General features: G+C 65.4%; 26 protein-coding genes. 16 read left to right on the top strand and 10 right to left on the bottom strand.

The genetic code is table 11. From position 1 onward, the window contains the following. The first annotated feature begins 43 nt into the window (after window positions 1-43). Window positions 44-1,783, top strand: coding sequence for a M14 family metallopeptidase (locus HV753_RS09690; RefSeq protein WP_175174240.1), 1,740 nt, complete (start codon window positions 44-46; stop codon window positions 1,781-1,783). A 63-nt stretch (window positions 1,784-1,846) separates the two neighbouring features. After that, entirely contained in the window at window positions 1,847-2,284 is a 438-nt protein-coding gene (locus HV753_RS09685) for an acetyltransferase (protein WP_175174239.1), read from the top strand. 30 nt (window positions 2,285-2,314) lie between these two features. Here HV753_RS09685 and HV753_RS09680 read toward each other — a convergent pair whose 3' ends face one another. The 7 genes from HV753_RS09680 to HV753_RS09650 form a co-directional block, all read right to left on the bottom strand. Beyond that, window positions 2,315-2,512 carry an oxidoreductase-like domain-containing protein gene (locus HV753_RS09680; RefSeq protein ID WP_175174238.1) on the bottom strand — a complete coding sequence of 66 codons (198 nt, stop codon included), beginning with the start codon at window positions 2,510-2,512 and terminating at the stop codon, window positions 2,315-2,317. A gap of 23 nt (window positions 2,513-2,535) precedes the next feature. After that, entirely contained in the window at window positions 2,536-3,099 is a 564-nt protein-coding gene (locus HV753_RS09675; protein WP_175174237.1) for a GNAT family N-acetyltransferase, read from the bottom strand. A gap of 58 nt (window positions 3,100-3,157) precedes the next feature. Beyond that, window positions 3,158-3,766, bottom strand: coding sequence for a class I SAM-dependent methyltransferase (locus HV753_RS09670; RefSeq protein WP_175174236.1), 609 nt, complete (start codon window positions 3,764-3,766; stop codon window positions 3,158-3,160). Then, window positions 3,763-5,292, bottom strand: a complete 1,530-nt coding sequence (locus HV753_RS09665) for a lytic murein transglycosylase (RefSeq protein WP_175174235.1) — start codon at window positions 5,290-5,292, stop codon at window positions 3,763-3,765. The genes HV753_RS09670 and HV753_RS09665 overlap by 4 nt, the downstream gene beginning before the upstream one ends. A gap of 74 nt (window positions 5,293-5,366) precedes the next feature. Beyond that, window positions 5,367-6,731 (bottom strand): MATE family efflux transporter, encoded by a 1,365-nt coding sequence (locus HV753_RS09660; protein ID WP_175174234.1) that lies wholly within the window; start codon window positions 6,729-6,731, stop codon window positions 5,367-5,369. Further along, entirely contained in the window at window positions 6,728-7,102 is a 375-nt protein-coding gene (locus HV753_RS09655; RefSeq protein WP_175174233.1) for an SEL1-like repeat protein, read from the bottom strand. The genes HV753_RS09660 and HV753_RS09655 overlap by 4 nt, the downstream gene beginning before the upstream one ends. Window positions 7,103-7,169: 67 nt before the next feature. Beyond that, the gene (locus tag HV753_RS09650; protein ID WP_175174232.1) at window positions 7,170-7,877 is read right to left on the bottom strand and encodes a hypothetical protein; all 708 of its coding nucleotides are present in this window, start codon (window positions 7,875-7,877) and stop codon (window positions 7,170-7,172) included. Window positions 7,878-8,034: 157 nt separating this feature from the next. Between HV753_RS09650 and HV753_RS09645 the strand changes: the two genes are divergently transcribed. The 8 genes from HV753_RS09645 to HV753_RS09610 all read left to right on the top strand — a co-directional run bounded on the left by HV753_RS09645 (window position 8,035) and on the right by HV753_RS09610 (window position 17,659). Next, window positions 8,035-8,970, top strand: coding sequence for a LysR family transcriptional regulator (locus HV753_RS09645; RefSeq protein WP_175174231.1), 936 nt, complete (start codon window positions 8,035-8,037; stop codon window positions 8,968-8,970). Window positions 8,971-9,016: 46 nt separating this feature from the next. Beyond that, a complete protein-coding gene (locus HV753_RS09640) occupies window positions 9,017-9,967 on the top strand; it encodes an adenosine deaminase (RefSeq protein WP_175174230.1) in 951 nt (316 codons plus the stop codon). A gap of 173 nt (window positions 9,968-10,140) precedes the next feature. Beyond that, entirely contained in the window at window positions 10,141-11,412 is a 1,272-nt protein-coding gene (locus HV753_RS09635) for a carboxylesterase/lipase family protein (protein ID WP_175174229.1), read from the top strand. Window positions 11,413-11,454: 42 nt separating this feature from the next. Then, window positions 11,455-12,405, top strand: coding sequence for a Bug family tripartite tricarboxylate transporter substrate binding protein (locus HV753_RS09630; RefSeq protein ID WP_175174228.1), 951 nt, complete (start codon window positions 11,455-11,457; stop codon window positions 12,403-12,405). A gap of 120 nt (window positions 12,406-12,525) precedes the next feature. Next, the gene (locus tag HV753_RS09625; RefSeq protein ID WP_175174227.1) at window positions 12,526-14,019 is read left to right on the top strand and encodes a DHA2 family efflux MFS transporter permease subunit; all 1,494 of its coding nucleotides are present in this window, start codon (window positions 12,526-12,528) and stop codon (window positions 14,017-14,019) included. Between the two features lie 157 nt (window positions 14,020-14,176). Beyond that, window positions 14,177-15,565 carry an amidohydrolase gene (locus tag HV753_RS09620; protein ID WP_175174226.1) on the top strand — a complete coding sequence of 463 codons (1,389 nt, stop codon included), beginning with the start codon at window positions 14,177-14,179 and terminating at the stop codon, window positions 15,563-15,565. A 148-nt stretch (window positions 15,566-15,713) separates the two neighbouring features. Beyond that, the gene (locus HV753_RS09615) at window positions 15,714-16,691 is read left to right on the top strand and encodes a Bug family tripartite tricarboxylate transporter substrate binding protein (protein WP_175174225.1); all 978 of its coding nucleotides are present in this window, start codon (window positions 15,714-15,716) and stop codon (window positions 16,689-16,691) included. Then, window positions 16,688-17,659, top strand: a complete 972-nt coding sequence (locus HV753_RS09610) for a BMP family ABC transporter substrate-binding protein (RefSeq protein ID WP_175174224.1) — start codon at window positions 16,688-16,690, stop codon at window positions 17,657-17,659. Before HV753_RS09615 ends, HV753_RS09610 begins: the two co-directional genes overlap by 4 nt. Here HV753_RS09610 and HV753_RS09605 read toward each other — a convergent pair. Continuing rightward, the gene (locus HV753_RS09605) at window positions 17,632-18,129 is read right to left on the bottom strand and encodes a GNAT family N-acetyltransferase (protein WP_175174223.1); all 498 of its coding nucleotides are present in this window, start codon (window positions 18,127-18,129) and stop codon (window positions 17,632-17,634) included. The genes HV753_RS09610 and HV753_RS09605 overlap by 28 nt on opposite strands. Window positions 18,130-18,300: 171 nt before the next feature. On the opposite strand from HV753_RS09605, the gene HV753_RS09600 reads away from it, so the two are divergent. Next, entirely contained in the window at window positions 18,301-19,104 is an 804-nt protein-coding gene (locus tag HV753_RS09600; protein ID WP_175174222.1) for an aspartate dehydrogenase, read from the top strand. A 49-nt stretch (window positions 19,105-19,153) separates the two neighbouring features. Here the strand turns inward: HV753_RS09600 and HV753_RS09595 are convergent, their stop codons facing one another. Next, on the bottom strand, window positions 19,154-20,986 hold the full coding sequence (locus tag HV753_RS09595) for an ABC transporter ATP-binding protein/permease (protein WP_175174221.1): 1,833 nt from the start codon (window positions 20,984-20,986) through the stop codon (window positions 19,154-19,156). Window positions 20,987-21,119: 133 nt separating this feature from the next. Beyond that, the gene (locus HV753_RS09590) at window positions 21,120-22,007 is read right to left on the bottom strand and encodes a LysR family transcriptional regulator (protein ID WP_175174220.1); all 888 of its coding nucleotides are present in this window, start codon (window positions 22,005-22,007) and stop codon (window positions 21,120-21,122) included. Between the two features lie 120 nt (window positions 22,008-22,127). Between HV753_RS09590 and HV753_RS09585 the strand changes: the two genes are divergently transcribed. From HV753_RS09585 to HV753_RS09565, 5 genes are all read left to right on the top strand, one after another. Then, on the top strand, window positions 22,128-22,964 hold the full coding sequence (locus HV753_RS09585) for an amidohydrolase family protein (protein ID WP_175174219.1): 837 nt from the start codon (window positions 22,128-22,130) through the stop codon (window positions 22,962-22,964). Further along, entirely contained in the window at window positions 22,961-23,950 is a 990-nt protein-coding gene (locus HV753_RS09580) for a tripartite tricarboxylate transporter substrate binding protein (RefSeq protein ID WP_175174218.1), read from the top strand. The genes HV753_RS09585 and HV753_RS09580 overlap by 4 nt, the downstream gene beginning before the upstream one ends. 134 nt (window positions 23,951-24,084) lie before the next feature. Continuing rightward, complete coding sequence (locus HV753_RS09575; protein WP_175174217.1) at window positions 24,085-24,465, top strand: RNA-binding S4 domain-containing protein; 381 nt, start codon at window positions 24,085-24,087, stop codon at window positions 24,463-24,465. A gap of 57 nt (window positions 24,466-24,522) precedes the next feature. Further along, entirely contained in the window at window positions 24,523-24,882 is a 360-nt protein-coding gene (locus HV753_RS09570; RefSeq protein ID WP_175174216.1) for a translation initiation factor Sui1, read from the top strand. A 16-nt stretch (window positions 24,883-24,898) separates the two neighbouring features. After that, entirely contained in the window at window positions 24,899-25,252 is a 354-nt protein-coding gene (locus HV753_RS09565) for a DOPA 4,5-dioxygenase family protein (protein ID WP_175174215.1), read from the top strand. Window positions 25,253-25,258 lie beyond the last annotated feature (6 nt).

Raw genomic sequence — 25,258 nt, 5'->3', positions numbered from 1 at the left:
TCCCATTGCCGGATGACGCAAGAACTCCGAAGGAACACAAAGCATGTCTTTGCTTGAAAAAACATTCGACCGGACGCTGGACGCCTGGACACATGCGTACATGGCGCCGGCCTGGCGCGGCGCGGTGGTGGAAGGCTGGCTGTTCGAAGGCGTGGATGCGCGCCGCGCGGCAGAGGCCCGATTGGCGCAGGCAGGCGTCACGGCGCGCTTTCGCAGCGCCTACAAGCCGCTGGTGCATTTCTTCCTGGAAGACGTGGATCGCGACGGCCTGACGTCCGTCCTGGTGCGTTACCCGCTGCATGAACATGCGCAAGCCAAGCGCTTCACGCTGGAAGCCTACCCGCTGGTCGCGCTGCTGGATGGCGTGCGCGTCGTCATGCAGGCAGGCGCATCCGACCTGCACTACGACGTCACCTTGACCTACGCCGACGGCAGCCAACGCGAGACGCGCGTCTTCGCCCCCAATCAGCTGGGCCAATCGCAGGATGGCAAGCCTGAATTGTCGCCCACCGGCTGGCTGCGGGTGCGCGACGCGGAAGGCGTGATCCAGACCGATGCCGCGCAGGCCACGGAGTACCAGCAGGTATTCCGCAGCATCGTGGACACCGTGCGCAGCCATCCCTGGGGTACGCACGAGCCCTACTTCGACCGTCTGGAAATTCGCGTCGATCTGCCCGGCATGGATTTCTCGCTGCCGGTGGACGAAGAGATCGTCAGCACGTTTGAAGCCCTGCACGAAGACGTGTATTTCTCGTTGCTGGAGCACTTCCAGCACCACTCGGGCCGCCCCTCGGGCGACCGCGGCTTGCAGCCCGGCCAGATCATTCCCGACATTCGCCGCCATGACGGCGCGGCACGGGTACAGATCTCGTTGGAACCGTTTGAAGCTCCGGCGCCCATCGTTGCCGCATCGCTTGACGGCCCGCTGGCCCAACGCCGAGATCCCTTGTCCGCCGGCCAGATCGCCGGCTGCATGGCGGCGTTCGGCGGCGATGCATTCCAGGCCGTTTCGCGCCAGGGCCGCCCCGTGCTGGGCACTTATGTGCGCGGCCCTGGCCCGGCCGTCTTCATCTCGGGCGCGCAGCACGCCAATGAGACGTCTGGCGTCGTGGGCGCGCTGCGTGCCGCGCAAACGCTGGCCGCTGGCGGCAACGCACACTTTGCACTGATCGCGGCTGAAAACCCAGACGGCTACGCGCTGTTCAACCGTCTGCGCGAACACCATCCGCGCCACATGCTGCACGCCTCGCGCTACAGCGCCCTGGGCGACGATATCGCCTATCGCGAACACGCTCCCTTCTTCGAGCGCGACGGCCGCCACCAGGCGCATGCCATCAGCGGCGCGCAGTTGCACATCAACCTGCACGGCTACCCGGCGCATGAATGGACGCGCCCGCTGTCGGGCTATCTGCCCCGCAACTTTGAGTTGTGGACGGTGCCCAAGGGGTTCTTTCTGGTGCTGCGCCATCATCCGGGCTGGGGCGAACGTGCCCGACGCCTGATCGAAGGCGTCACGGCCCGCTTGGCCCGCAATGTACCGGGGCTGGTGGAATTCAATGCGCGCCAGCTGGAACTCTTTCATGCGCACGCGCTCGAATCTGGGTTCGACGTGCTGAACGGCATCCCGGTCCAGGTAACGGAAAGTGATCGCGAAGAACTGCCGCTGGCGCTGATTTCGGAGTTTCCGGATGAAACCGTCTACGGCGACCGCTTTGTTTTCGCGCATACTGTGCAGATGGAAACCGTCCTGGCGGCTACCGAGCTCTATCGTTCAGGACTGTAAGCGCCATCAAGGCGCGGCGGCCAAGGACCGCGGCGCCTTTCGATAAACAGAATCAATAAGAAAATGAATATTCGAGAACGCAATCACGGCGACGATCTGGCCCTGGTGGACATCTGGCTCCGTTCAGTGCGCGCGACGCACTCTTTCCTGACCGAAAAAGAAATCCAGGCCATGTACCCGCAGGTGCTCAATACCTACCTGCCATCCGTGCGCGTGTGGGTCTGTGAGGACGATGCCGGTGAAGTCGCCGGCTTCATTGGCCTGTCCGACAACAAAGTCGAAATGCTGTTCGTGGACGCGAACAAACGCGGCAAAGGCGCCGGCCGCCGACTGCTGAACTTCGCGCGTTCTTTGCACGGCACCTTGCTGGTGGATGTGAACGAACAGAACCCGCAGGCCCATGGCTTCTACAAGCACTACGGATTCGAGGATGTGGGCCGTTCGGCGCAAGACGACGCCGGCCGCCCGTTCCCGATCATCCACATGAAGCTGGCGGGCTGAGCCTGCTGCCGGCGGGATGACGGTTCGCCGTCAGCCTCCGGGTTTGACGGCGTCGTGCTCGGGATGCCGTGCGCGCCAGGCCTTGAGCGCCTGGCGGTAGCGGTCCATGGCCTCGTCGTACATGTCATAGACGCAAGGAATGCATCCACTGTTGCAGCATTCCTCGGGCGCGGGGCGTTCGGGGGGAACAGGCTGCGGGTCGTCTTCGGGAATCGTCGTCGTGCTCATGCCGCAATGTTAGCGCTGATCGGCTACCCAACTGCCTGCGCATGCCGTGCCCGCCAGTCGGCGCGATGGATCTCATAACGGACCTTGGGGTTGGCATCGTCACGCCCGCCCGCCGATTCGCCGACATACCGCAAGCCCGTCTTTTCCATGACGCGGCGTGAAGCCGTATTGGACCGCACCGCCACGGCCGACAGTACCTCTACCGGCAACAGTTTGAACCCCAGTTCGATCAGCGACGCCGCGATTTCCGCCGCATAGCCCTGCCCCCAGCAATCCGGCTGAAAGGCATAGGCCAGTTCAACGGCGGCATGGGCGTCGGATACGGTGTACTTCAAGCCGGCCCGGCCCGCCATTGCCCCCGTGCGCCGTTCGTCCAGCACATACATGCCATAACCGTACTCGGCCCAATGGGAGACGTTCTGCGCCAGGTAAAGACGGCTGGCGGCAGCGTCTCGCGTGCCGCCCATTGTTTCCATCAGATCGGGATTGGCATTCATCCGCGTGACGAACGGCAAGTGCGCCTGCCGCATGCGCTGCGCGCGCAAGCGCTGAGTCAGGAACACGTCGGGGAACATGGCATGCGGCATGACAATCGTGAAAATCCAAAGACGTTCTCATCATAGCGGCAGCCGCCCACGGGCGACACTACGCGCGCTGCAATCCCAGAAAACTCCAACGTACATCCGCGCGGTCCAGCATGTCCTCGCGCGAGTTCTGGTGCAGGGTGGCAAGACCGTGCCGCGCCGCAAGCGCCAGGGTTTCTTCGGCCGAGACGTCGAACATGCGACGGCCCGCCGGCACTGGCCCATGACGCAGCGACATCAGGATCCGGCCTTGCGGCGCTAGCAACGCGGCCAGGCTGGCCATGCCCCGGGCACGTTCGTCAGCGTCCAGGTGCATCCACACGGCCGTCAGCATGATCACGTCGAATTCCCGGCCACGCGCGCGCAAGCCATCCAGGTCCGGCAGCGCGTCGTCCACCCATTCCAGATTAGCCAGCGTGTGTCGACGCTGCCCTTCCCGGCGTAGTTCAGGCGTGGGCTCCGCGGCCACCACCAGGTGCCCCATGCGAACCAGGGCGGCGGCATCCCGCCCCGAGCCCGCGCCAATGTCCGCGATGCGCGCGGGCGCGGGCGGGATCAGGTGCATCACATCGCGATGCACGTCGGCGAACGCGATGCTCTCGTACTGATCCGCCAGCGCCGCCGCGTTTTCACCGTACCCTTCGGTACCGGAGGTCTGCGCCAGACTCATTTCGGCGGAAGCGCGCGCGCCGCAGCCGGAGGATCGGCTTTCAGGACATCCAGGATGCGCTTGCCAACGCGGCCGTCCTGCGGCAAGTTGCGGCGCTCTTGTTCGGCGCGCACCGCGTCGCGGGTCTTGGCGCCGGGAATGCCATCTGCCACGCCGATGTCATAGCCACGGCCGTAGAGATCTTCCTGCAATTGCTTGATCTCGGCGCGCGACAGGCCGGGGTCATCGGTGGGCCAGGCGGCGACGATGCCGGGGCCGCCCTGCAAGCGATTCAGCAGCAGGGAGACGGCAAGGCCGTATCGGCGCGACTGGTTGTAGTGCAGGATGGCGTCGAAATTCACCGTGGCCAGGAAGACTGGGCCCTTGGCGCCCGTGGGCGCGAACAGATAGGCCTGTTCGTCGTTGCCTGACGGCAGCTTCAGCACCGAGCCGTCGCCTTGTTTCAGCCCTGCCTGGGACCATTGCGCAATGGTGCGGCGGTCTTGCGAACCCACGTATTCCGCATCGGGTTCCGGCGGGATCGCGGCTGCCACGTCAGCCGGCACACGCACTTCCACCACCGCAGGCAGGCCATGCGTCCATTTGGCGCGGCGCTTGCGCAAGTGGTTGGCGGTGGAGGCCAGCGCGTCGGGCAAGGAGTTGTAGAGATCGATGCGGCCATCGCCGTCGCCGTCCGCCGCCAGTTCGTAGAACGAGGTCGGGATGAACTGCGTCATGCCGAACGCGCCGCTCCACGACCCCACGAAGCTGTCCGCGGGGACCGTGCCGTCACGCAGCAAGCGTACGGAGGCGTAGGCGTTCTTTTCCCACAGCGTCTTGTTCTCGGTGCAGGCGCGGGTCAGCCAGGCGTCCAGCACGTTGGTCTTGCCGATCTGGCGGCCGTAGTTGGTCTCGATGCCGAAGATGGCGACGAGCGTGGCCGGATCCACCTGGTACTGCTGGCCGATCGCGGCCAGCTGCGGCCCCACCTTCTTCATCACGGCGCGACCGTCGTTGACGCGCTCGTCATCCACGGTCTTGGCAATGTAGTCCCACCAGCTTTCGCGCCCTTCCGGTTGGCCCTTGGCGGATGCCACGGTCGTGGGCAGCAGTTTGGCGTTGGCGGTGTACTTGTCCCAATCAGCGACGGTCAGGCCGTTCGCGGTAGCCCCCTTGCGCAGCTTGGCGATACACGCCTTGGTGTCCAATTCGGTCGGGATGATGACCGTGGGCGGCGTTGCGGCTGGCTCGGCGGACGCCGCAGCCGGCGCGGCCTTCGGCGCAGTGGGAACAATGACATCAGGAGCTTGCACCGGCGTTTCAGGAGGCGCCTTCCCCGCCTCTTGCGCGGAGGTCACATCGTCGAACGTGCGCTTGGGCGTCAAGGTCGGCTGCACCGGCGTCGGCGCGGGCGATTGGGTACGTGATCCGGTCGCGGATGAGGGCGATTGGGCCTGTACGGCGCTGGTGGCGGCCGCCATCACGGCGGCGGCCAGCAAGGCGCGGGAAAGGGTATCGATTCGAGGGCCTGAGAAACGCTGACGCATGGTAATCCTGAAAAATCGAAGTCAGCCAGGATCGTACCGCGACCAGCCGCCGAAATCGAACCGCGGGCAGGCGCCTAGGCGGCCTGCCTGACGGCCAGCATGGCGGGCGGTGCGCGCAACACGCGCAGGCAGAAGACCATGGCGATCACGCTGAACAAGGCGAAGCCCAGCGTCTGGCCCAGCATCACGCCCTCGGGGCCGCCATAATGCGCGCCCAGCCAGACGAACGGCAAGGTGCCCAGCGTGGAACGCAGCCAGCCGATGACCGTGGAATAGGCGGCGTAGCCCAGGTTGTTGAACACGGCGATCGAGACGAAGAACAGGCTGTTCAACGCCCAGGCGAAGCTGCCGTAGCGGCAGAAGGCAATGATCAGGTCGCGGCCCGGCCCGGTCACCTGGAACACATCCGGCACCCAAGGGGCCACCAGCGCCAGCAAGGTGGCCGCGGCAAAACCGTAAGACAGTGCCCACCGCGAGGTGAGCCTTACCGTCTGTTTCACGCGGTCCCATTGGCCTGAACCCAGGTTCTGCCCAAGAATGGGGCCAATGGCGCCGGGCAATACGAAAAACAGCGAATAGGCCAATTGCAACACGCGGTCCACCACCGTGGCGCCCGCCATCACGCTAGGGCCGAAGCTGGCATAGGTAGACACCGTGAAGATCACCGCCGCGGGCGTGGCCAGCGTCGTCAGCGCGGCGGGCAGCGCAATCTTTCCGATCGCGGCCAGGTTGGCGCGCAGTTCACGCAGCGGCGGCCATGTCACCAGGCGATGCTTGCGAAACACCAGCCAGCCGCCCAGCGCCACCGTCGCCAGGCGCCCCACCCCACCGGCCCACGCAATGCCCTCCATGCCGCCATCCAGCATGAAGATGACGATGGGGTCCAGCGCCGCCACCGTGGCGGTGCCCGCCAGCAGCACCCACATGGACTGACGCCCATGCCCCGCTGAGCGCAACAGATTCGACAGCATCATGCCGATGCCCATCACCACCGCGAACGGCGTGGTGATCAGCACATAGGACAGCAGATGGCCGCGCACGTCCTCGGCCAAGCCAATGGCGGCAGTGAACGGCCCGATTGCCGCCAAGAACAGGATGCCCGCGGCCACTGCCGATACCGCCATCAGAATCAACGACGTCCCGGCCAGCGTGCGGGCGCGCGGCGCGTTTCCCGCCCCCAATGCGCGCGACACCAGCGCTGCGCCGCCCACGGTGACGCCTATGCATACCGACGTGATCGTGAACTGCGTCATCGACCCAAAGCCCACGGCGCCCAGCACGGCTTCATCCTTCAGCGTGCCCAGATACAACAACGACAGAAACTCCACCGCGAAGACCGCCAGCATGCTGGCCCAGCCGGTCAGGATCATTTCAAGCACATGCGGGCCCAAGGGCCCGGACACGAAACGGGCGCGCGGGTCGGCGGTGGTGGCGCTCAAGGCGTGGCCGGCCGTTGTGCAGCCTGCTCGCGCAACTGCTGCAAACGCTCGATGGCGCCCTCATACCCCTGCGCCGCGGCGGCTTCGTACCAGCGCAGCGCCTCTTTCATGTCAACAGATTCAAGCATCATGGCCTGCATGAATTGCGCACTGGGATTGCCCCGCTGCGCGTCGGCCAGCAAGGCGCGCTGGGCGATGGCATCCTGACGCGGCGACTCCCCGTAGACATGCGTGTCTCCGCTTGATTCGCCGCTCACCTGGTTGCGCAAGGACGGCGGCGTGTTCGCGAATTGGTGGCGCCAGAACAGCGCGGTCAACACCACGGACAAGAGCAGCAGCACGATCGAAAGGGACAGGCTTTTGACGGTCATTGAAAGATCAGGTTGACGGCGACCTCAGCCGCCGGAAAGTGAAAAGAAACCTCTCCGAAAACCACGCCTACTGGCTGGCCGGCGCGAACCAATACTGGAACGTGCTGCCTTCGTTGAAGTACCAGGGCAACAAGCCGATCCAATCGGACTCATGCTGCACGGTCACCAGCAGGCCGCCGGCCTCGGGGCGCAGCAGCGCCACGTTACGCCGCACGCCCATGGATTCGTGCTGACGCCAGTCGTGCCGCACGCTGATCCACAGCCTGCCCTGTATGCAGCCCGCATGGCGCTGGATCCCGTTGGGAAAGGGGAATCCGGCGTCGTTGGGCAAACTGGCCGGATCTTGCGCACCATTCAACAGCGCCAGATGCGCGACTGAACGCGCCCCGCGTCCATCCAGGGCCTGCACGTCCCATCCGCCAGCGGTGGACGTGAAGGCCACGGTGGCCTCGGGCGTGGACTGCCATTCGGGCAAGGGGTCATCGCGCATGCCCGGCAGATCCAGCGGGTAGTACAGGAATTTGCGCAGGTCTTTCAAGGCAGCCGAGTCACGGTCGCCCGAGCGGAACTCGCCTTGCGCCCGGTACAGGCCGGTCAGGTCCGGGCATTGCGCCGGATCCGACGGCAACACCACGGGCGTGCCCTCCCGGAAGGGGGGCCAGGTGACGGACACCCCGTCCACCTTGGACACGCCGCATGCGCTCAGGGCCAGCATCACCAGCCCCGCCCCGGCAAGCCGGACGGTGCGCCACACGCCAGATTTCGCTGTATTCATGACCGTTTCCTCCCTGGCCGGCTACCGGGCAATCGCCCCTGACGTCTGTCGCGTTCCCATGGCGCCGCCTGGCGCGAACTATATCTGAATCCCGCGCGAGCGTTGCCAAGCGCCCAGTGCGGGAGAATAATCGGCACATTCCCCCCGATCCCGCGCCATGACACCCTTTCGAGGCAAGCTCCGTATTCGGCACCTGGAGATCGTGCTGACCGTCTCCGAATTGGGCAACTTGTCCAAGGCGGCGGCGCAACTGCACAGCACGCAATCCGGCCTGTCGCGCGCCATCGCCGAAATTGAAGAACTGGTGGGTGCACGCCTGTTTGAACGGACGGCCAAAGGCACCACCTGCACACCCCTGGGCGAAGCCATGTGCCGCCATGCCCGTTTGCTGCTGACGGACTTTCGCAAAGCCGAGATCGATCTGGCGGCCGTCTCTCGCGGCGACGAAGGCAGCCTGAGCGTCGGGTGCTTTTCGATGTTCGCTGGCTGGCCCGTGGCGCAAGCCGCGCGCAGCTTCCGGCAGGCCTATCCCCGCATCACCCTGACCATCGAGATCGGCACCCACGAACGCCTGATCGAAGACCTGGACGCTGGCGGGCTGGATGTGCTGATCAGCCGTTTTTCATCCACCGTCAATCCGCAGATCTACCGGTCCACCACCTTGCTGGAAGACCCCGTGGTGCTGGCTTGCGCCACCGGCCATCCGCTGGCCGGGCGGGCGGACACTTCCCTGGCCGACTACGTGGCCTATCCGTGGATCACCGCGCTGCCAGGCAGCCGCATCCGCGGCGAACTGGAGATGTCGCTGCGACAGGCCGGTTTGGCGATTCCGGATATGATCGGCGCCCTATCCCTGGAATTCGGCCGTGAAATGCTGCTGGATGGGCAGTATTTATGGATGTTGCCGGGTAGCGTGGCCGCCGTCCGCCAAGCGCGCGGCGAACTCTTCGTGCTGCCGGCGCTGCCCAAGCTGGGAAAATCGCCCTTGGCTGCGATCTGGCGCCGCGACCGTCCCAGCACGCGCCAGGCACGCGCCTTTGCCGCGCATCTGGAGCAGGCCATCCAGGCAGACCGCATCGCGCTGGCAGCCTAGATGGCGCCACCCCGAATTGGCATCACCCATTTTTATCGGAGCACCCATGTACGACTGGCTCAACGCATTGCCCAAGGCGGAACTGCACTTGCATCTGGAGGGCTCGCTGGAACCCGAGCTGCTGTTCCGGCTGGCGCAGCGCAACGGCGTCGCGCTGCCCTGGCCCGACATCGATGCGCTGCGCGGCGCCTATAACTACGGCAATCTTCAGGAATTCCTGGACTTGTACTACCTGGGCGCGGACGTGCTGCGCACCGAGCAAGACTTCTACGACCTGACCTGGGCCTACCTGTTGAAGTGCCGCGAACAGAATGTGGTGCATACCGAGCCCTTCTTCGATCCCCAGACCCACACCGACCGTGACGTGCCGTTTGCCGTCGTGCTCAACGGCATCAGCCAGGCGCTGGAAGACGGCCGCAAGCAGCTGGGCGTGAGCAGCGGCCTGATCCTGAGCTTTCTGCGTCATCTGCCCGAAGAGCAGGCCATGCGCACACTTGAGGACGCACTGCCCTTTCGCGACGCCTTCATCGCGGTGGGGCTGGACAGCAGTGAAAAGGGCTTCCCGCCGCGCCTGTTCCAGCGCGTGTTCGACCGCGCCCGCGCCGAAGGCCTGCCGGCCGTCGCCCATGCGGGCGAGGAAGGCCCGCCCGAGTACATCTGGGAAGCGCTGGACCTGCTGAAAGTGCTGCGCGTGGACCACGGCGTGCGCGCCGCTGAAGACCCCAATCTGATCGCGCGCCTGATCGACGAGCAAATCCCCCTGACGGTCTGCCCCTTGTCGAACACCCGCCTGCGCGTCTTTGAACACATGCGCGACCACAACATCCTGTCACTGCTGGATGCTGGCGTGAAGGTCACCGTCAACTCCGATGACCCGGCCTACTTCGGCGGTTACGTCAATGAGAACTTCCACGCGCTGTACGAACACCTGGGCATGTCGCAAGCGCAGGCGCAAGCCCTGGCCGACAACAGCCTGGATGCGCGCATCGCCAAATAGGTAGCCGCGTCAATATCAGCGGCGCACCCCGCCGCTGCGCCCCGGCCATGCGAGTTCCGCATGGCCTTGTTCAAAACCGGCATGACTGCCCTGCCCCGTTCGTCCCTACCATGGTCCCACGGTAGCGGCGCCCTTCGGCGCCGTCCGCACGACAATGATGCAAGGGGCAGGATATGAGTCATTCCGTCCAGGCGGTGCTGAAAGCCGGCACGCTGACTGGGGCACGCGATGCGCGCGGCATCAGCCGCTACAGCGCCATTCCCTATGCGCAAGCGCCGGTGGGCCGCCTGCGCTTCGCGCCACCGCAACCGCCGACATGGCGCGGTGAACGCGACGCCACCCAAAACGGCGCCGTGTCGCCGCAACTGCCTTCGCGGCTGCGCGCCGCCATGGGCGACTTCGACGCGCCGCAATCCGAAGACTGCCTGCATCTGACCGTGTGGACCCCCGGCGCGGACCAGGCTCGACGACCCGTGGTGGTGTGGTTGCATGGCGGCGCCTGGCAAAGTGGCGGCGGCGCACTGGATTGGTACGACGGTTCGTCGCTCGCGGCCCGGGGCGACCTGGTGGTGGTGGCGGTCAACTATCGCCTGGCCGCGCTGGGCTGGTTGTTCGTGCCAGGGCAAACCGCCAACGTGGGGTTGCTGGACCAGGAAGCGGCGATCGACTGGGTGCGCGACAACATCCACGATCTGGGCGGCGATCCAGACCGCATCACGCTCATGGGCCAGTCCGCGGGCGCCTCGTCCATCTGCGCGATGCTGGCCCGCCAGCCGCGCTTTTCGCGCGCCATCTTGCAAAGCGCCGCGCTGGGCCGCGGCTTTCGCACCGCCGCGCAGGCCAACGTGCTGGGGCAGGCCTTCCTGCACGCCGCCGGCGCCGACTCCCTTGAAGCCGCGCGTGAATTGCCGGTGTCCGCCCTGCTGGCGGCGCAGCAGGCGCCCGTTGTCCAGGAAGCGCTACAGGCCGAAGGCAGTAGCCGCAGCCAATTCTGCCCCGTGCTGGACGGCCAGGTGCTGCCGCACGATATCGCGCCTGCGTTGAAGCAGGCCGCGTCCCGCGCGGACGTGCTGATCAGCTATACCCGGCACGAAATGGCCGCCTTTCCCGGCCATGGCACGGATGCCGTCGACCAGCAGATTGGCGATGCGGTCTTCTGCACCCCTTCCCGACAATGGGCGGCCGACGCCGTGGCGCAGGGCCGTCAGGCGTGGCTTGCGCGCTTTGACGTGGCGCCGACAGATCGTTTCGGCGCCTGCCATTGCATTGAACTGCCCTTCGTATTCGACACCTTGAAGGCATTTTCCGCCGCGCCCATGCTGGCGGGCTTGCCCGCCGATCAAGCCACGCAATTGGTACACCGCACGCAACAGGCCTGGATCGCCTTCATACGCGGCGACGCGCCCGACTGGCCGATGGCGCCGCACCAGCAAATCCTGGCCTGAGACCAGACCATTGCCAATACCAACAATCACAAGGGGAATTTCATGTTCAAGCAAACCGCGCTGGCGCTGGCGCTGCTGACGCCATTGGCCGCCATGGCCGCCTATCCCGACAAACCCGTGAAGATCATCGTGTCCAATCCGCCCGGCGGACCCGTCGATGTGATGCTGCGCGTGCTGGCCAGCAAGCTGGGAGCCGCCTGGGGCCAGCCCGTTGTGGTGGAAAACCGGCCTGGCGCCTCCGGCATCATCAGTACCGGCGCCCTGGTCAAGTCCGCGCCCGACGGCTATACGCTGGGCATGGTGGTGGCGTCGTCCGTCACCATCCTGCCATTCGCGGTGGATTCGCTGCCCTTCGACACGCAGAAGGACCTGGAACCGATTTCTCTGGTGGCGCGCACGCCGTTCCTTTTCATCGTGCCCAGTGACAGCCCGCTCAAGACCTGGGAAGACTTCGTTCGCGAAAGCAAGACGCGCAACCTGAGCGTGGGCTCGTTCTCCATTGGCACTGCCTTCCACCTGGTCTGGGAGCAGACCGCCCGGCGCGCTGGCATCAAGGCGCTGTATGTGCCGTCGTCCTCATCCGGCAAAACCCAGAATGACTTGATCGGCGGCCAGTTGGATGTGGGCCTGGACGCGCCCTCCAGTTCCAAAGGCTTGATCGATAGCGGCCGCCTGCGCGCGCTGGCCATCACCAGCCCGGAACGCTTCGGTGGCCTGCCCAACACGCCCACGCTGAAGGAATCCGGTTTGAAGGACTATGCGCCGCAACCGTGGATCGGCCTGATGGCTCCTGCGGGGGTTCCGAAGGACCGCGTGGCGTTGATCCAGAAATCCGTGTCCGACATTTTGAAGGAACCCGCGATGCGCGCGCAGATGGAAACGCTGGGCATGATCCCGATCGGCAGCTCGCCGGAAGAACTCGCCGCCACCATCGAGGCGGATCGCGCCGACATGGCGCCCTTGATCAAGGAACTGGGCATCAAGCTGCAATGACTTGTCGGCCCGGCAAGGGCAGCCGCCCTTGCCGGAACGATATCGAGAATGCGTTCTTTTAAATTGACCGACGGTCAGTCAATTAATAGAATGGGGTTTGTCCATTCGATTCCCCTCCCCATGCAAGCCTCTCGCCGCCGCGTCCTGGTCCTGGCCGTCAACCTGGGCAGCTTCATCACCATCCTGGATATCAGCATCGTCAATGTCGCCTTGCCGACCATGCAAGCCGCGCTGCGGATCGACATGGCCGGCCTGCAATGGGTGGTCGACGCCTACGCCCTGTTCCTGTCCGCCTTCATGTTGTCCGCCGGGCCGCTGGGCGACCGCTATGGCCGCAAGCGTTCGTGGCTGGCGGGTGTGCTGCTGTTCACGGTGGGTTCCGCGCTGTGCGGTTGGGCAGGCAATCTGCCCGTGCTTCTGATCGGACGCGCCGTGCAAGGCTTGGCGGGCGCGCTGCTGATCCCCGGCGCGCTGTCCCTGCTGACCCAGGCCTTCCCTGCCCCGAAGGAACGCGCGCAAGCCATCGGCGTGTGGGCCTCCTGCAATGCGATCTCCTTGATCGTCGGGCCGATGTTGGGCGGCGTGCTGGTCGCGCATCTAAGCTGGCAAAGCATCTTCCTGATCAACCTGCCGGTGGGCGCGCTGGCCATCGCGCTGGGTGCATGGAGCATTCAGGAAAGCGCGAATCCCGAACACGCCGCATTCGATCCGGCAGGCCAGGCGCTAAGCGTGATCTGGCTGGGCGCGCTGACCTATGGCCTGATCACCGCGGGCGAACGGGGCTGGACCGATGCGCACGCGCTGGCGTCTCTGGGCATCGCGGCGACAGCGCTGGCCGCCTTCCTGATGGTTGAGTCGCGCGTGGCACGCCCCCTTCTGCCGCTGGGCCTGTTCCGCGACGCGGGCTTCGCCGCCACCAACTTCGCGTCCTTCGTGCTGGGCTTTTCCGGCTACAGCAGTTTGTTCTTCTTCTCGCTCTACCTGCAACATGTGCAGGGCCTGTCGCCCCTATCTGCCGGGTGGCGGATGGCGCCGCAATTCGTCGCGGCCGGGCTGATGTCCACGGTGTTCGGCCGCCTGAATCTGCGCTTCGGACTACCCTGGCTGATGATTGCCGGTTACGGCCTGATCGGCGCAGCCATGCTGGGCATGATGCAGTTCGAGGCGCAGACCCCCTGGCTGCTTTCCGGATCGTTGATGGTGGTGCTGGGCGTGGGCATGGGGTTGGCCGTGCCGTCGACCAGCATGGCCGTCATGGCCACGGTGCCGCGCGAACGTTCAGGCATGGCGTCCGCCACGATGAATGCGTTGCGCCAGACCGGCATGACGATAGGCATCGCGCTGCTGGGCGCGCTGATGAGCGGGCAAGCGGTCCACGCGCTGGCACGAACGCTGGCCCAAGCGGGCGTGGCCGACGCATGGAACATGGCGCGCGCCGCGATCACGCAGCATGTGATGCCCGCGCAGCCCGCAGGCGCTGCCGCCTGGTTTGCCGATGCGCTGGCAAGGGGCTTTCACACCGCAATGCTGATCTCGGGCGCCGCATCGATCGTGGCGGCAATGCTGCTGCTTGTCGTGGCGCGCGGCGCCAGGCCCGCGCTGCACACGGCTTGAACGCCTGCTGATCGCACCTCTGATTTCGGACGCCGGAATTCCATCTCCCGGAATCAAACCGCGCTGATTTTAAGCATCCGTAACAAACGTGCCGGCCATGCGGAGCTTGGGTAAGATCCTCATCCAATAACAGGTTAACAACCACGAGGAGAAGACAATGCAGTCCCGCAAAACGTTGTTCCGGCTGGCACCGTTGGCGCTTGCCGCCCATTTGCTGATGGCCGGCCCCGCTGCCGCACAAAGCGCGCCCGGCACGCAAGGCCCCTTGCCCCCCGCCCCCAATGCAGCCCTGTCTGAACAGATCGACCAGCGCGCAAAAGCGATCGAAGACAAGCTCATCGCCTGGCGCCGCGACATCCATCAGCACCCCGAACTGGGCAACCAGGAAACGCGCACCGCCAAGCTTGTGGCCGACCACCTGCGCGCGCTCGGCATGGAAGTGAAGACGGGTGTGGCGGGCACGGGCGTCGTGGCCCTGCTGAAGGGCGGCAAGCCCGGCCCGGTCGTGGCGTTGCGCGCCGACATGGACGCCCTGCCCGTCAAAGAGCAGGTGGACGTGCCCTTTGCCTCGAAGGCCAAAGGCACCTACCTGGGCAAGGAAGTTGACGTGATGCACGCCTGCGGCCATGACACCCACACCGCCATCCTGATGGCCACCGCCGAAGTCCTGGCCGGCATGAAAGACCAGTTGCCCGGCAGCGTGAAATTCATTTTCCAGCCCGCCGAGGAAAGCCCGGCGGACTTCGAGCCGGACGGCAAGAAGATCTGGGGCGCGAAGATGATGGTGCAAGAAGGCGTGCTGGAAAATCCCAAGGTGGACGCCATCTTCGGCCTGCACGTGTCCAGCGCCTATCCGACCGGCTGGTTGTCCTGGCGCAGCGGCCCGGCCATGGCCGCCGCCGACCAGTTCTGGATCGACGTCACCGGCAAGCAGACCCATGGTGCGCGCCCCTGGTCTGGCATCGACCCCATCGTGGTCAGCTCCCAGATCATCCTGGGTTTGCAGACGATTCCCAGCCGCCAGATCAACACCATGCTGGAGCCGGCCGTCATTACCGTGGGCGCCATCCACGGCGGCAACCGCATGAACATCGTGCCGGAAAACGTCGCCATGACGGGCACCATCCGCACGTATGACGAAGGCATGAAGAAAGACATCCACCAGCGCATCACCCGCACGGCCGAGATGATTGCGCAAAGCGCGGGCGCCAAGGCGGATGTGCGCGTGGTCGAACTCTATAACGCCACCATCAACAACCCCGCGCTGACCGAGCAGATGGGTTCCACGTTGCGCCGCGTGGCGGGCGAAGGCAACTATGGCCTGCAACCCAAGTCCTCGGCATCGGAGGACTTTTCCTTCTACCAGGAAAAGGTGCCCGGCATGTTCTTCTACCTGGGCGTGACACCCAAGGGTACGGACGTGGAGAAGGCCGCACCCAACCATTCGCCGCGCTTCTACGTGGATGAATCGGGCCTGATCAACGGTGTGCGCGCCTTGTCGAACTTGACCATCGACTACATGGCCCGCGCGCAGAAAGGCAGCTGACCGGCGCACCATGCGCCCTTGAAGTACACCCGCCGCGCAACGCGCGGCGGGCATAAGCAAACGGCTACAAATTCTTTGTCAGGCGTTGTCCGGTTTTCTACAGTACGCCCCTTTGCCGCCCGCGCGGCCGTCACGTAGAAGCCACGCCATGCCGCTTTCCCGCCGAAAATTCATGCTTACCAGTGCATTGGCGCTGCCGTTGGCGCGTCCGCGCGCCGCGCGTGCCGCCGCCTGGCCCGAGCGTCCGATCCGCCTGGTCGTCACGTTCCCGCCGGGAGGCGCCAGCGACATCGCCGCCCGCCTCATCGCGCCAGTGCTGGCCGAACGGATCGGTCAGCCGATCGTCATCGAAAACAAGCCTGGCGCGGGGTCCACCATCGGCGCCAGCCTGGTGGCGCACGCGCCGGCTGACGGCTACACCTTGCTGATGTCGAATTCGGCGCCCTTGTCGATTTCCCCCGCATTGATGCCGCAAGGCGGCTATGACGCTTTGGCCAGTTTCAGGCACGTCGCGTACATCGGCGCGGTGCCCACCGTCTTTGTCGTTCACCCATCGGTGCCCGTGTCCAGCTTCGCCGAACTGACCGCCTGGATCCGAGCTCAGGACAAGCCTGTCCAGTACGGCAGCGGCGGGCTGGCTTCCGTGGGCCAGATCGTGGGCGAACTGTATTCCCGGCAGGCTGGCGTCGCCTTGCAGCACATTCCCTACAAAGGGTCGGGCGCCATGCGCAACGACTTGCTGGGCGGACAGATCCGCTTTGCGGTGGATGCCTTGCCGCAGAACCTGCCCTTCCTACGCTCCGGCCAATTGCGCCTGCTGGCCGTCACTACCCAGCAACGGGTATCGCAGGCGCCCGATATTCCCGCCGTGGGCGAACTGGGCTATCCCGGATTGGTCGCCGAGAACTTCATCGGTTTGTCCGGCCCTGCCGGCCTGCCTGATGCGGTATCCCGTCGCTTGAACGACGATATCGCACAGGTGCTAGCAGAGCCGTTGCTGCGCGCCAAGCTGGAGGGACAAGGCTTTGTCCTGGCGCGAAAATCCCCCGCTGAATTCACTGAATTCGTCCGGCTCCAGGCCGAGGCCTGGGGACCGGTCGTGCAAGCCACCGGGGCCAGCCTGTGAACGCCCGCCGCATCCTTGTATTGTTCGGCCATCCTGGTCGGGGCGGCTTCAACGAAGCCGCCGTGCAAGGCGCCGAACGCGCCGCGCAAGCGGGCCACCCCTTGCAGCTGGAATGGATTGCCGCGAACGACGCCATGGCGCGCGCCGAGCGCATTGCGCAGTTGTGCGTCGCGGATCCGGATCTGGTCATCGTGCATGGCGGCCAGGGCGACGCGCCCATCGCCCTGGTGGCGCCGCGCTATCCGCGCACGCAATTCGTCATCACCCAAGGGCACCACACCGCCGCTAACGTCGCCTCATACGAAATCCTGCAAGAACACTCGGCCTTCCTGGCCGGCATCCTGGCTGGGCTGCGCGCCGGCAACGGCCGTGCAGCCCATCTATCTGGCGAACGTGTGCGGCCCGGGTTGAAAGGCCGCGCCGCTTTTGCCGACGGCGTGCGGCGCGTCTCGGGCCAAGATCCGCTGACCGCGTTTTGCGGCAACCAGCACGAACCGGAATTGGCCGCCGCGTGGACGCGGGCGCTGTCCGCCCGCGATGCCCGCGTGTTGTTCGCCATGATGGATGGCGGTCGTGACGGCGTGACGCGGGTATGCCGCGAGACCGGCGTGTGGCAGATCGGCAATGTGCTGGACTGGGTGGCCCGCGATCCGCAGGTTTATCTGGCGTCGGCCCTGGCGGATTCGGGCCTGTGCGTGCAACGCGCCGCCGCCGACCATGCCGCAGGGACGCTGGCCGTGGGCCGCGTCACCCGCTTCGGCCTGGAGGAAGCCGCATCGTTGCGCCTGGTGCTGGGCGCGAAGGTCGGCGTGGAAGAACGCCGCGTGCTGGATGAGTGGGCGGAACGGCTCGCGTCAGGAACCCTGGATATTGCGCCCGATTACGCAGGCGCGGAATTCTCGCTGCCGGAACCTTCCCGTCCTCATGCCGATCACGCCCGTCACGCGATCGCTTCAAACCCCTTGTGATACGCGACCTGGCCTTGCGCCGGCTGCGTGAACACCTGCGCCATGAAGTACTCGGGCGGCACGCCGGGATAAGTCAGCGCCGGCGTCTGGGCGAAACCGAAACGGGTGTAATACGACGGCTCGCCCATCACCACGCAGCCCGCCGCGCCTAGCGCCTTCAACCGTTCCAACCCTTCCTGGATCAGCGCCGCCCCGATGCCCTGGCCTTGCAGGCCGGGCAGCACGGCTACCGGCCCCAGTCCGTACCAATCCGTCGAACCGTCGCTGATCACCACCGGAGAGAACGCGATGTGTCCCGCGGCACGCCCATCAACCCACGCGACCAGCGACAGCGTCAGCGCGCCCGCCTCGCGCAGCGCGTTGTTGATGTAGCCCTCGGTTTGCTGGCTATGCGGGTGGTCCTTGAACGCCGCTTGGGTCAGCGCGAAAATCGCGTCACGGTCGTCGGGGGTTTCGGGAAGAATACGCATACCTGTTCTCCAATCAAATCAGAGGCGAAGTGTAGCGCTGCCCTGCGGCCATTCCGCATTGACGCCTGTCTGCACGGTGGATAAAGTGGCCGGCAGCCTTCTGGCCTTACCATTGACGCCTCTCTCTTTGTGATCTCCCCGCGGCCCCCCGCGACTCAACTCTGGACCCTTATGAACAGCTACCGCGTCGGCATCGCCGGCTTCGGCGCCATCGGCCAGGCCGTGGCGCAATCCCTGGATGCCGGCTTGCCCGGCCTGACCCTGGCCGCCGTCGCCGTGCGCGACCCCAAGGCCCCGCCCGCCTTCGCGTGGACGCAGCCGGCGCCCGCCTTCACCACCATCGATGCCTTGCACGAACATTGCGATGTGGTGGTGGAATGCGCGCCGGCCGCCGTGTTCCGCAACATCGCCGAACCCGTGCTGCGCAGCGGCAAGAAGATGGTGGTGCTGAGCTCTGGCGCCCTGCTGCGCCACGATGACCTGATTGAACTTGCGCGTCAGCATCATGGCCAGATCCTGGTGCCGTCAGGCGCCATCCTGGGCCTGGACGCCATCACGGCCGCCGCCGAAGGCATCATCCATTCCGTCACGATGATCACCCGCAAGCCCGTGCGCGGCCTGCTTGGCGCCCCTTACCTGACCGACAACAACATCGACATCGCTGACATCACCGAACCGCGCCTGATCTTCCGGGGTTCGCCGCGCGAGGCCGCGGTCGGCTTTCCCGCCAATCTGAACGTGGCGGTCAGCGTGTCGCTAGCCGGTATCGGCCCCGACCGCACCACGCTCGAAATCTGGGCCGACCCTTCTCTGGAACGCAATATCCATCGCGTCGAAGTCGTCTCCGATTCCGCGTCTTTCTCGATGGAAATCCAGAACATTCCGTCGGCCAATCCCAAGACCGGCCGCATCACCGCGCAAAGCGTGATCGCCGCGCTGCGCAAGCTGACGGGCCCGCTGCGCGTGGGCACCTGACGTCGTGCAGACACCCGGCGGCCGCCATCGGGCCGCCGGTCTGAATGCCTCAGGCCACGGCGCGCAATGCCGTTCCGGCAGCGGGCGGCGCCATCGGCCCCGCCGTCCAGTTGCCCTCGCCGTCCAACGCCAGCCGGTGCGTATGGAACGGATCCAGCGTGCTGCGATGGCCCACACTGACCAGCATGCAGTCCGGCAAAGCGCCGCGCAACAGGCCGTACAGCATGAATTCCAGCCCTTCATCCACGGCCGACGTGGCTTCGTCCAGGAAGACAATGGCCGGCCGGTTGAACAACACACGCGCAAACGCCACGCGCTGCTGTTCGCCCAGGGACAAGATGCGGGACCAATCCGCCACTTCATCCAGGCGATGGCTCAGGTGTCCAAGATTCACCTGGCGCAACACATCGGCCAGCCTCGCATCGTCTTCCGGCTGCGCCAGCTTTGGATAGGCCACCGCGCCGCGCAAATCGCCCAACGGCAGATAGGGTCGCTGCGACAGGAACAACGCCGACGCGCCCTGCGGCCGACGCACATGGCCTTCCACATAAGGCCACAGCCCGGCCAAGGCACGCAGCAACGTCGTCTTGCCACTGCCCGACGGCCCCTTGATCAACAAGGTCTGGCCGGGACGCATCTGCACATTCAGCTTGCGCAACAACACGCTGCCGTCGGGCCGCATCACGGTGACATCCCGAATCTCCATCGCGTCCGGCAGTGATTCCGTCTGCAAGGCCGGCAAGGCGCGTGCGGCCTCGTTGGCGTCCAGGAATCCGTTCAAGCGGTTCAAGGTGGCGCGGTATTGCGCGAAGGAATCGTAGGACGTGCGGAAGAATGACAGCGCATCCTGCACTTGGCCGAATGCCTGGGATGTCTGCATCACATCCCCCAGCTTGATCGCGCCGCTGAAAAATCGCGGCGCTTGCAGGATGAAGGGAAACACCACTGCCACCTGACTGACCGACAGGTTGAAGCCGTCAAACTTCAGTCCCCGATAGACCCGTGCCCACAGGTTCGCGATATAGGCGGTGAAACGTGTCCACAAGGTGGCGCGCTCCGCCGCTTCGCCCTGATAGAACGCCACGTTCTCGGCGTTTTCACGCAGGCGGACCAACGCATAGCGGAAGTTGGCGGTCAGCCGCTCCGACAGGAAATTCAGCTGAATCAATGGCCGGCCGATCTTGAAGGCGAACCACGTCGCGACGATGACATACAGGAAGACCACGAACACCATGGCGCGCGGAATCTCGAAGCCGGCCACCGACAGGGGGCCGGACAAGCCCCACAAGATGCCCGTGAACGCCACCAGCGACACGATCGCGCTGAGCGCGCCGATGGCCAGCGTGCGTGAACCGGTGACGAACATCGCGATGTCTTGTTCGATACGCTGATCGGGGTTGTCGACGGGCTCGTTCACGAAATGGCCGCGATAATACGCACCCGCGCCCAGCCAATCGCGCGTCAGGCGGTCATTGAGCCAGACGCGCCAATGGATATCAAAGGACTGGCCAACATAGCTATCGGCCAGCGAGCGCACGACATGAATACAGGCCAGCACCGAAAAGATGCCCAGGAAGCGCCAGAACGCGGAGGGGTCCAGCGCTTGCAGCGCGCTGTAGAAACCGTTGTACCAAAACGAGAACAGCACGGTCATGCGCACTGCGGCCATCGCCAGGACCAGCAGCAACAGCAGCGACAACAAGGGTCGCCAACTGCGCCTTGGCGTCAGGTACGGCCAGGCCAGGCGCCAGAATTTGCGGCCCCAATCGGTGGTCCGCGCCAACACGATCGCCGCCACGGCCGTCGTGGCGGCCGTGATCCCCACGGCGCACACAAGCCACAGCGCGCTTTCCGTCAATTGCTGCTGCCAGTTCAAATCCATGGCCAAGCCCCCCGAAAAACCGTTTCTGGTTAGACGGGGTGGGCGAGCCGGGTTCCGAAGAAAATGCCGTTTTAAGCCTGGCTTAAGCGTTCTGAAAGGACTTCTGAATGCGCAGTGAAAGACTGGGCCGAAATCAGCGTGGACCCAGATCCAGATTGGCGAACAGGTCGGCCAGCGTGGGCACGGAACGGGCGGGCCAGATGGCGCTTAAATCAAAACTGGGCAAGGTCTGGCCGTCGCGCACTTCACAAAAGCGCACGCCGCCAAAGTTCATCGTCCGAATCCAGCTGGGCAAGAGCGCCACGCCGCAGCCACCCGCCACGCAGGACAGCACGGTCAGCGTCCGGTTGGCCTCTTGCGCCACCTGGGCGTCGTGGCCGCCCTTGCGCATCGCGTCCAGAATGCCGGCGTAGAATGCCGGCAACTGCGCCTGCGGATACATCACCAGGCCCGCTTGCGCGATTTGCGCCATCGATACTTGCCCGTCTTCCGCCACGACGAATTCGTCCGGCACCGCTGCCACCAGCCGGTCGCGCAGCAATTGCCGTTCTCGCATGCGCCCGCCCACGGCAACCGGTGTGTGCATCAGGCCAATATCGATCTCACCCGTCTGCAAGGCTTCGGCCTGTTCGGCGTTGCTCATTTCACGCAGGATGATGCGCACGCCCGGCGCTTGCCGCCGCATCTCTCGCAACGCGCGCGGCAAGGTGTCGAACAGCGCCGACGACACCAGCCCCACGGTCAATTGCCCCGCGCTGCCCCGGCCGATCTCGCGCGCCCGCTGCGCGGCCGCATCGATGCGTGCAACGCTGGTCCGCACGTCCTCCAGAATGGCAAGCGCCGCTGGCGTGGGCGCGGCGCCCTGGCGCGAACGCTCGAACAGGCGCACGCCCAGGTCTTTCTCCATGCGGCCGAGCGCCTGGCTCAAGGCCGGCTGCGCAATGCCCAGCCATTCCGAAGCGCGGCTGACGCTGCCGTGGTCCACCACGGCCAGGAAATAACGTAGATGCCTGGTTTCCATATTGTTTTGATATATAAAAAGCCATTTTCAACAATAGAAAACTATACCCTGACTTCTTAGAATCCCGCCTTATAGAACAGCGCGGATTGAACGCATCGGCGCACAAGACAGGAGACCGCTTTGCCCCCGTTTGCGACCGCCGCCGCCGTCGACTCCCACGCTCACGTATTCCGGCAAGGCCTGGCGCTTGCGAACTCGCGCCGCCACACCCCCGACTACGACGCCACGCTGGATGACTACCTGGCCCTGTTGGACACGCACGGGCTCAGCCATGGCGTACTGGTGCAACCCAGCTTCCTGGGCACGGACAATAGCCACATGCTCTCCGCCCTGCGTGCTGCCCCCCATCGGCTGCGCGGCGTGGCGGTGGTCGCGCCCGGCATCCGCAATGCCGACTTGCAAACCCTGGCAGATGCCGGTGTGGTGGGCATCCGCTTGAACCTGATCGGGCTGCCCGTTCCCGACCTGGACACCCCGGACTGGCAGCGCCTGCTTGCCCGCGTGAATGCACTGGGCTGGCACGTTGAAGTCCATTTGCAGGCCGCCCGCTTGCCGGAGATCCTGCCTGCGCTGGCAACGGCAGGCTGCCGTGTGGTCGTCGACCACTTCGGCCGCCCCGATCCGGCGCTGGGCATCGCCGACCCTGGCTTTCAGTACCTGCTGCGCCAGGCCGCCAGCGGCCACGTATGGGTCAAGCTATCAGCGCCCTACCGCAACTGGCAACCCGCCGACTGCGCCCCGTCCGGCCGGCTGGCCACGCAACAACTGCTAGCCGCCTTCACCGCCGAACGCCTGATGTGGGGCAGTGACTGGCCCCATACCGAACATCGCCACCTGGCGTCCTACCCCGCCGCGACACAGTGGCTGGACGCCTGGATCGACGACCCCACGCAACGGCACGCCGTGCTTGCCGACACGCCGTTGCAGCTGTTCCAATTCCAAGGAGACAACCCATGACCCATCCGTTCAAACGCCTGGCACGCCGCGGCACCCTGCTCATTGCGGCCGGCCTGCTGGCCGGTGCCGCAGGCGCGGCAGCCGCCGCCTATCCCGAACGTGCCATCACGCTGGTCGTGACCTATCCGCCCGGCGGCACCGTGGATGTGGTGGCCCGCCTGATCGGCCCCAAGCTGGCCGCTGAACTGGGCCAGCCCGTCGTCATTGAAAACCGCGGAGGCGCCGGCGGCATGATCGGTGGCGCGGTCGTGGCCAAGGCGCAGCCTGACGGCTACACGCTGATGCTGGATGCCTCCAATCACGCACAAAACCCCGCGCTGCATCCCAAGATGCAGTTCGACACGCTGACCGCATTTGCGCCGGTCTCGTTGCTGCTGCGCGTGCCGAACGTGCTGGTCGTTACCCCGTCGTATGAAGTCAAGACGGTGGCTGACCTGATCAAGCTGGGCCAACCCGGCGCCAAGGATCACGTGTACTTCGCATCGGCCGGCCCGGGCTCCGCGCAACACCTGGCGGGCGAATTGTTCAACCTGCTGGCCAAGACGCAGTTGCAGCACGTGGCGTACAAGGGCGGCGGCCCGGCCATGATCGACGTCATGTCGGGCCAGGTTCCCGTCATGTTCGCCAGCATGGGCTCGGCGTGGCAGCACGTGAAGAACGGCAAGCTGCGCGCAGTGGCCGTCGGCGGCCTGGAACGCTCCAAGACCGCCCCCGACCTGCCCACCATCGCCGAATCAGGCGTGCCGGGCTACGAAAGCTACGAATGGAACGCCGTGTTCGCGCCCGCGGGCACCCCGCCTGCCATCCTCGACCAGGTGTCGCAAGCGCTGGCCAAGGTACTGAAGGATCCCGCCATCGCCGAACAGCTTGCCGGCATCGGTGCGGAAACGATCGGATCGACGCCCGCTGAATTGGACACTTTCCGTCGCGCCGAGATCGCCAAATGGCAGCGCGTGGTGAAGGAAGCCCATCTGAAACTGGATTGAGTACTGCCGGGCCGCCAGGCCCGGTCACCGGATTGCCGGTCTTGCGGCGCTCGAAAGAGCGCCGTTTTTTTTGGGCGTTCTTCGGGCGCAGCTATCATCACCTCTTGAAGCAGAACTCCGGACAGGCAGGCAAGATGGACAAGATTCGACTCGACAAATGGCTTTGGGCCGCCCGTTTCTACAAAACGCGCAGCCTGGCCGTGCAGGAAATCGGCAAAGGCCGCGTCTTTGTGAATGAGCAGCCCGCCAAGCCCTCGCGCGAAGTTGCCCCGGGGGATCTCGTCACCGTGCGCAAGGAAGATCCGGCGCTGCATGTCCGGGTCGTGGCGGTCAGCGGTGTGCGCGGCCCCGCACCGGTTGCGCGTCTGTTGTACGAAGAAACGCCAGAGAGCATCGCCGCCCGCGAACGCGCGGCGGAAATGCGGCGCCTGGCGCCAGAGCCCGCCTTGGGGATCGAAGCGGGCCGCCCGACCAAGCGTGACAGGCGTCTGATCGACCTGATGCGCGGCAAGTAAGGCCCGCAGGGCTGGCATAATCCCCGGCATACCCTTGATTCCTTCCGCAAGCCCATCATGAAACGCAGTTCAACCGGCGGTCTCGTCTATTCCACCGAAAGCGGCCGCATGTGCCCCGTTTGCCGCCAGGCGCTGGCGCAATGCCAATGCAAGTCATCCGCACCCGCGCCTGCCGGCGATGGCGTGGCTCGCGTCTCGCGCGAAACCAAGGGGCGCGGCGGCAAAAGCGTGACGCTTGTGCGCGGGCTGGCGCTGGATCCGGTGGCGCTCGGCGTGTTGGGCAAGCAGTTGCGCACGGCCTGCGGCTCGGGCGGAACGGTCAAGGATGGCGTGATCGAGGTGCAGGGAGACCACTGCGACCGGATCATCGACACGCTGACCAAAAGCGGCCATCGCGCCAAGCGCGCGGGCGGCTGAACCTGACGAGAAAATCATGACCGATATCGCCGTGAGTCGCGTTGCCAGCTGGCATGCCCATGTGTATTTCGACGAAACCAGCCGTGACGCCGCGTTCGCCTTGCGCGAGCGCGTGATGGCGCATTTCGACGGCAAGATGGAAATGGGGCGCTTCCATGAGCGCCCCGTCGGCCCGCATCCGCTGTGGAGCTACCAAATCGCGTTCACCCCGGCGCAATTCTCGGAGATCGCAACCTGGTTGACCTTGAACCACGGCGCGCTGGACGTCTTCATGCATCCGAACACCGGTGATTCGCTGCGTGACCATCGCGACTGCGCCGTGTGGATCGGAAACAGCCACGTCCTGAACCTGCCGGCACTGGGCGCCTGAGCGCGC

It is taken from the genome of Achromobacter pestifer (genome assembly GCF_902859625.1).
GTDB lineage: Bacteria > Pseudomonadota > Gammaproteobacteria > Burkholderiales > Burkholderiaceae_B > Achromobacter > Achromobacter pestifer.
Note: the sequence above shows the minus strand (reverse complement) of the source record. Positions and strands in the feature narration are given on the sequence as shown.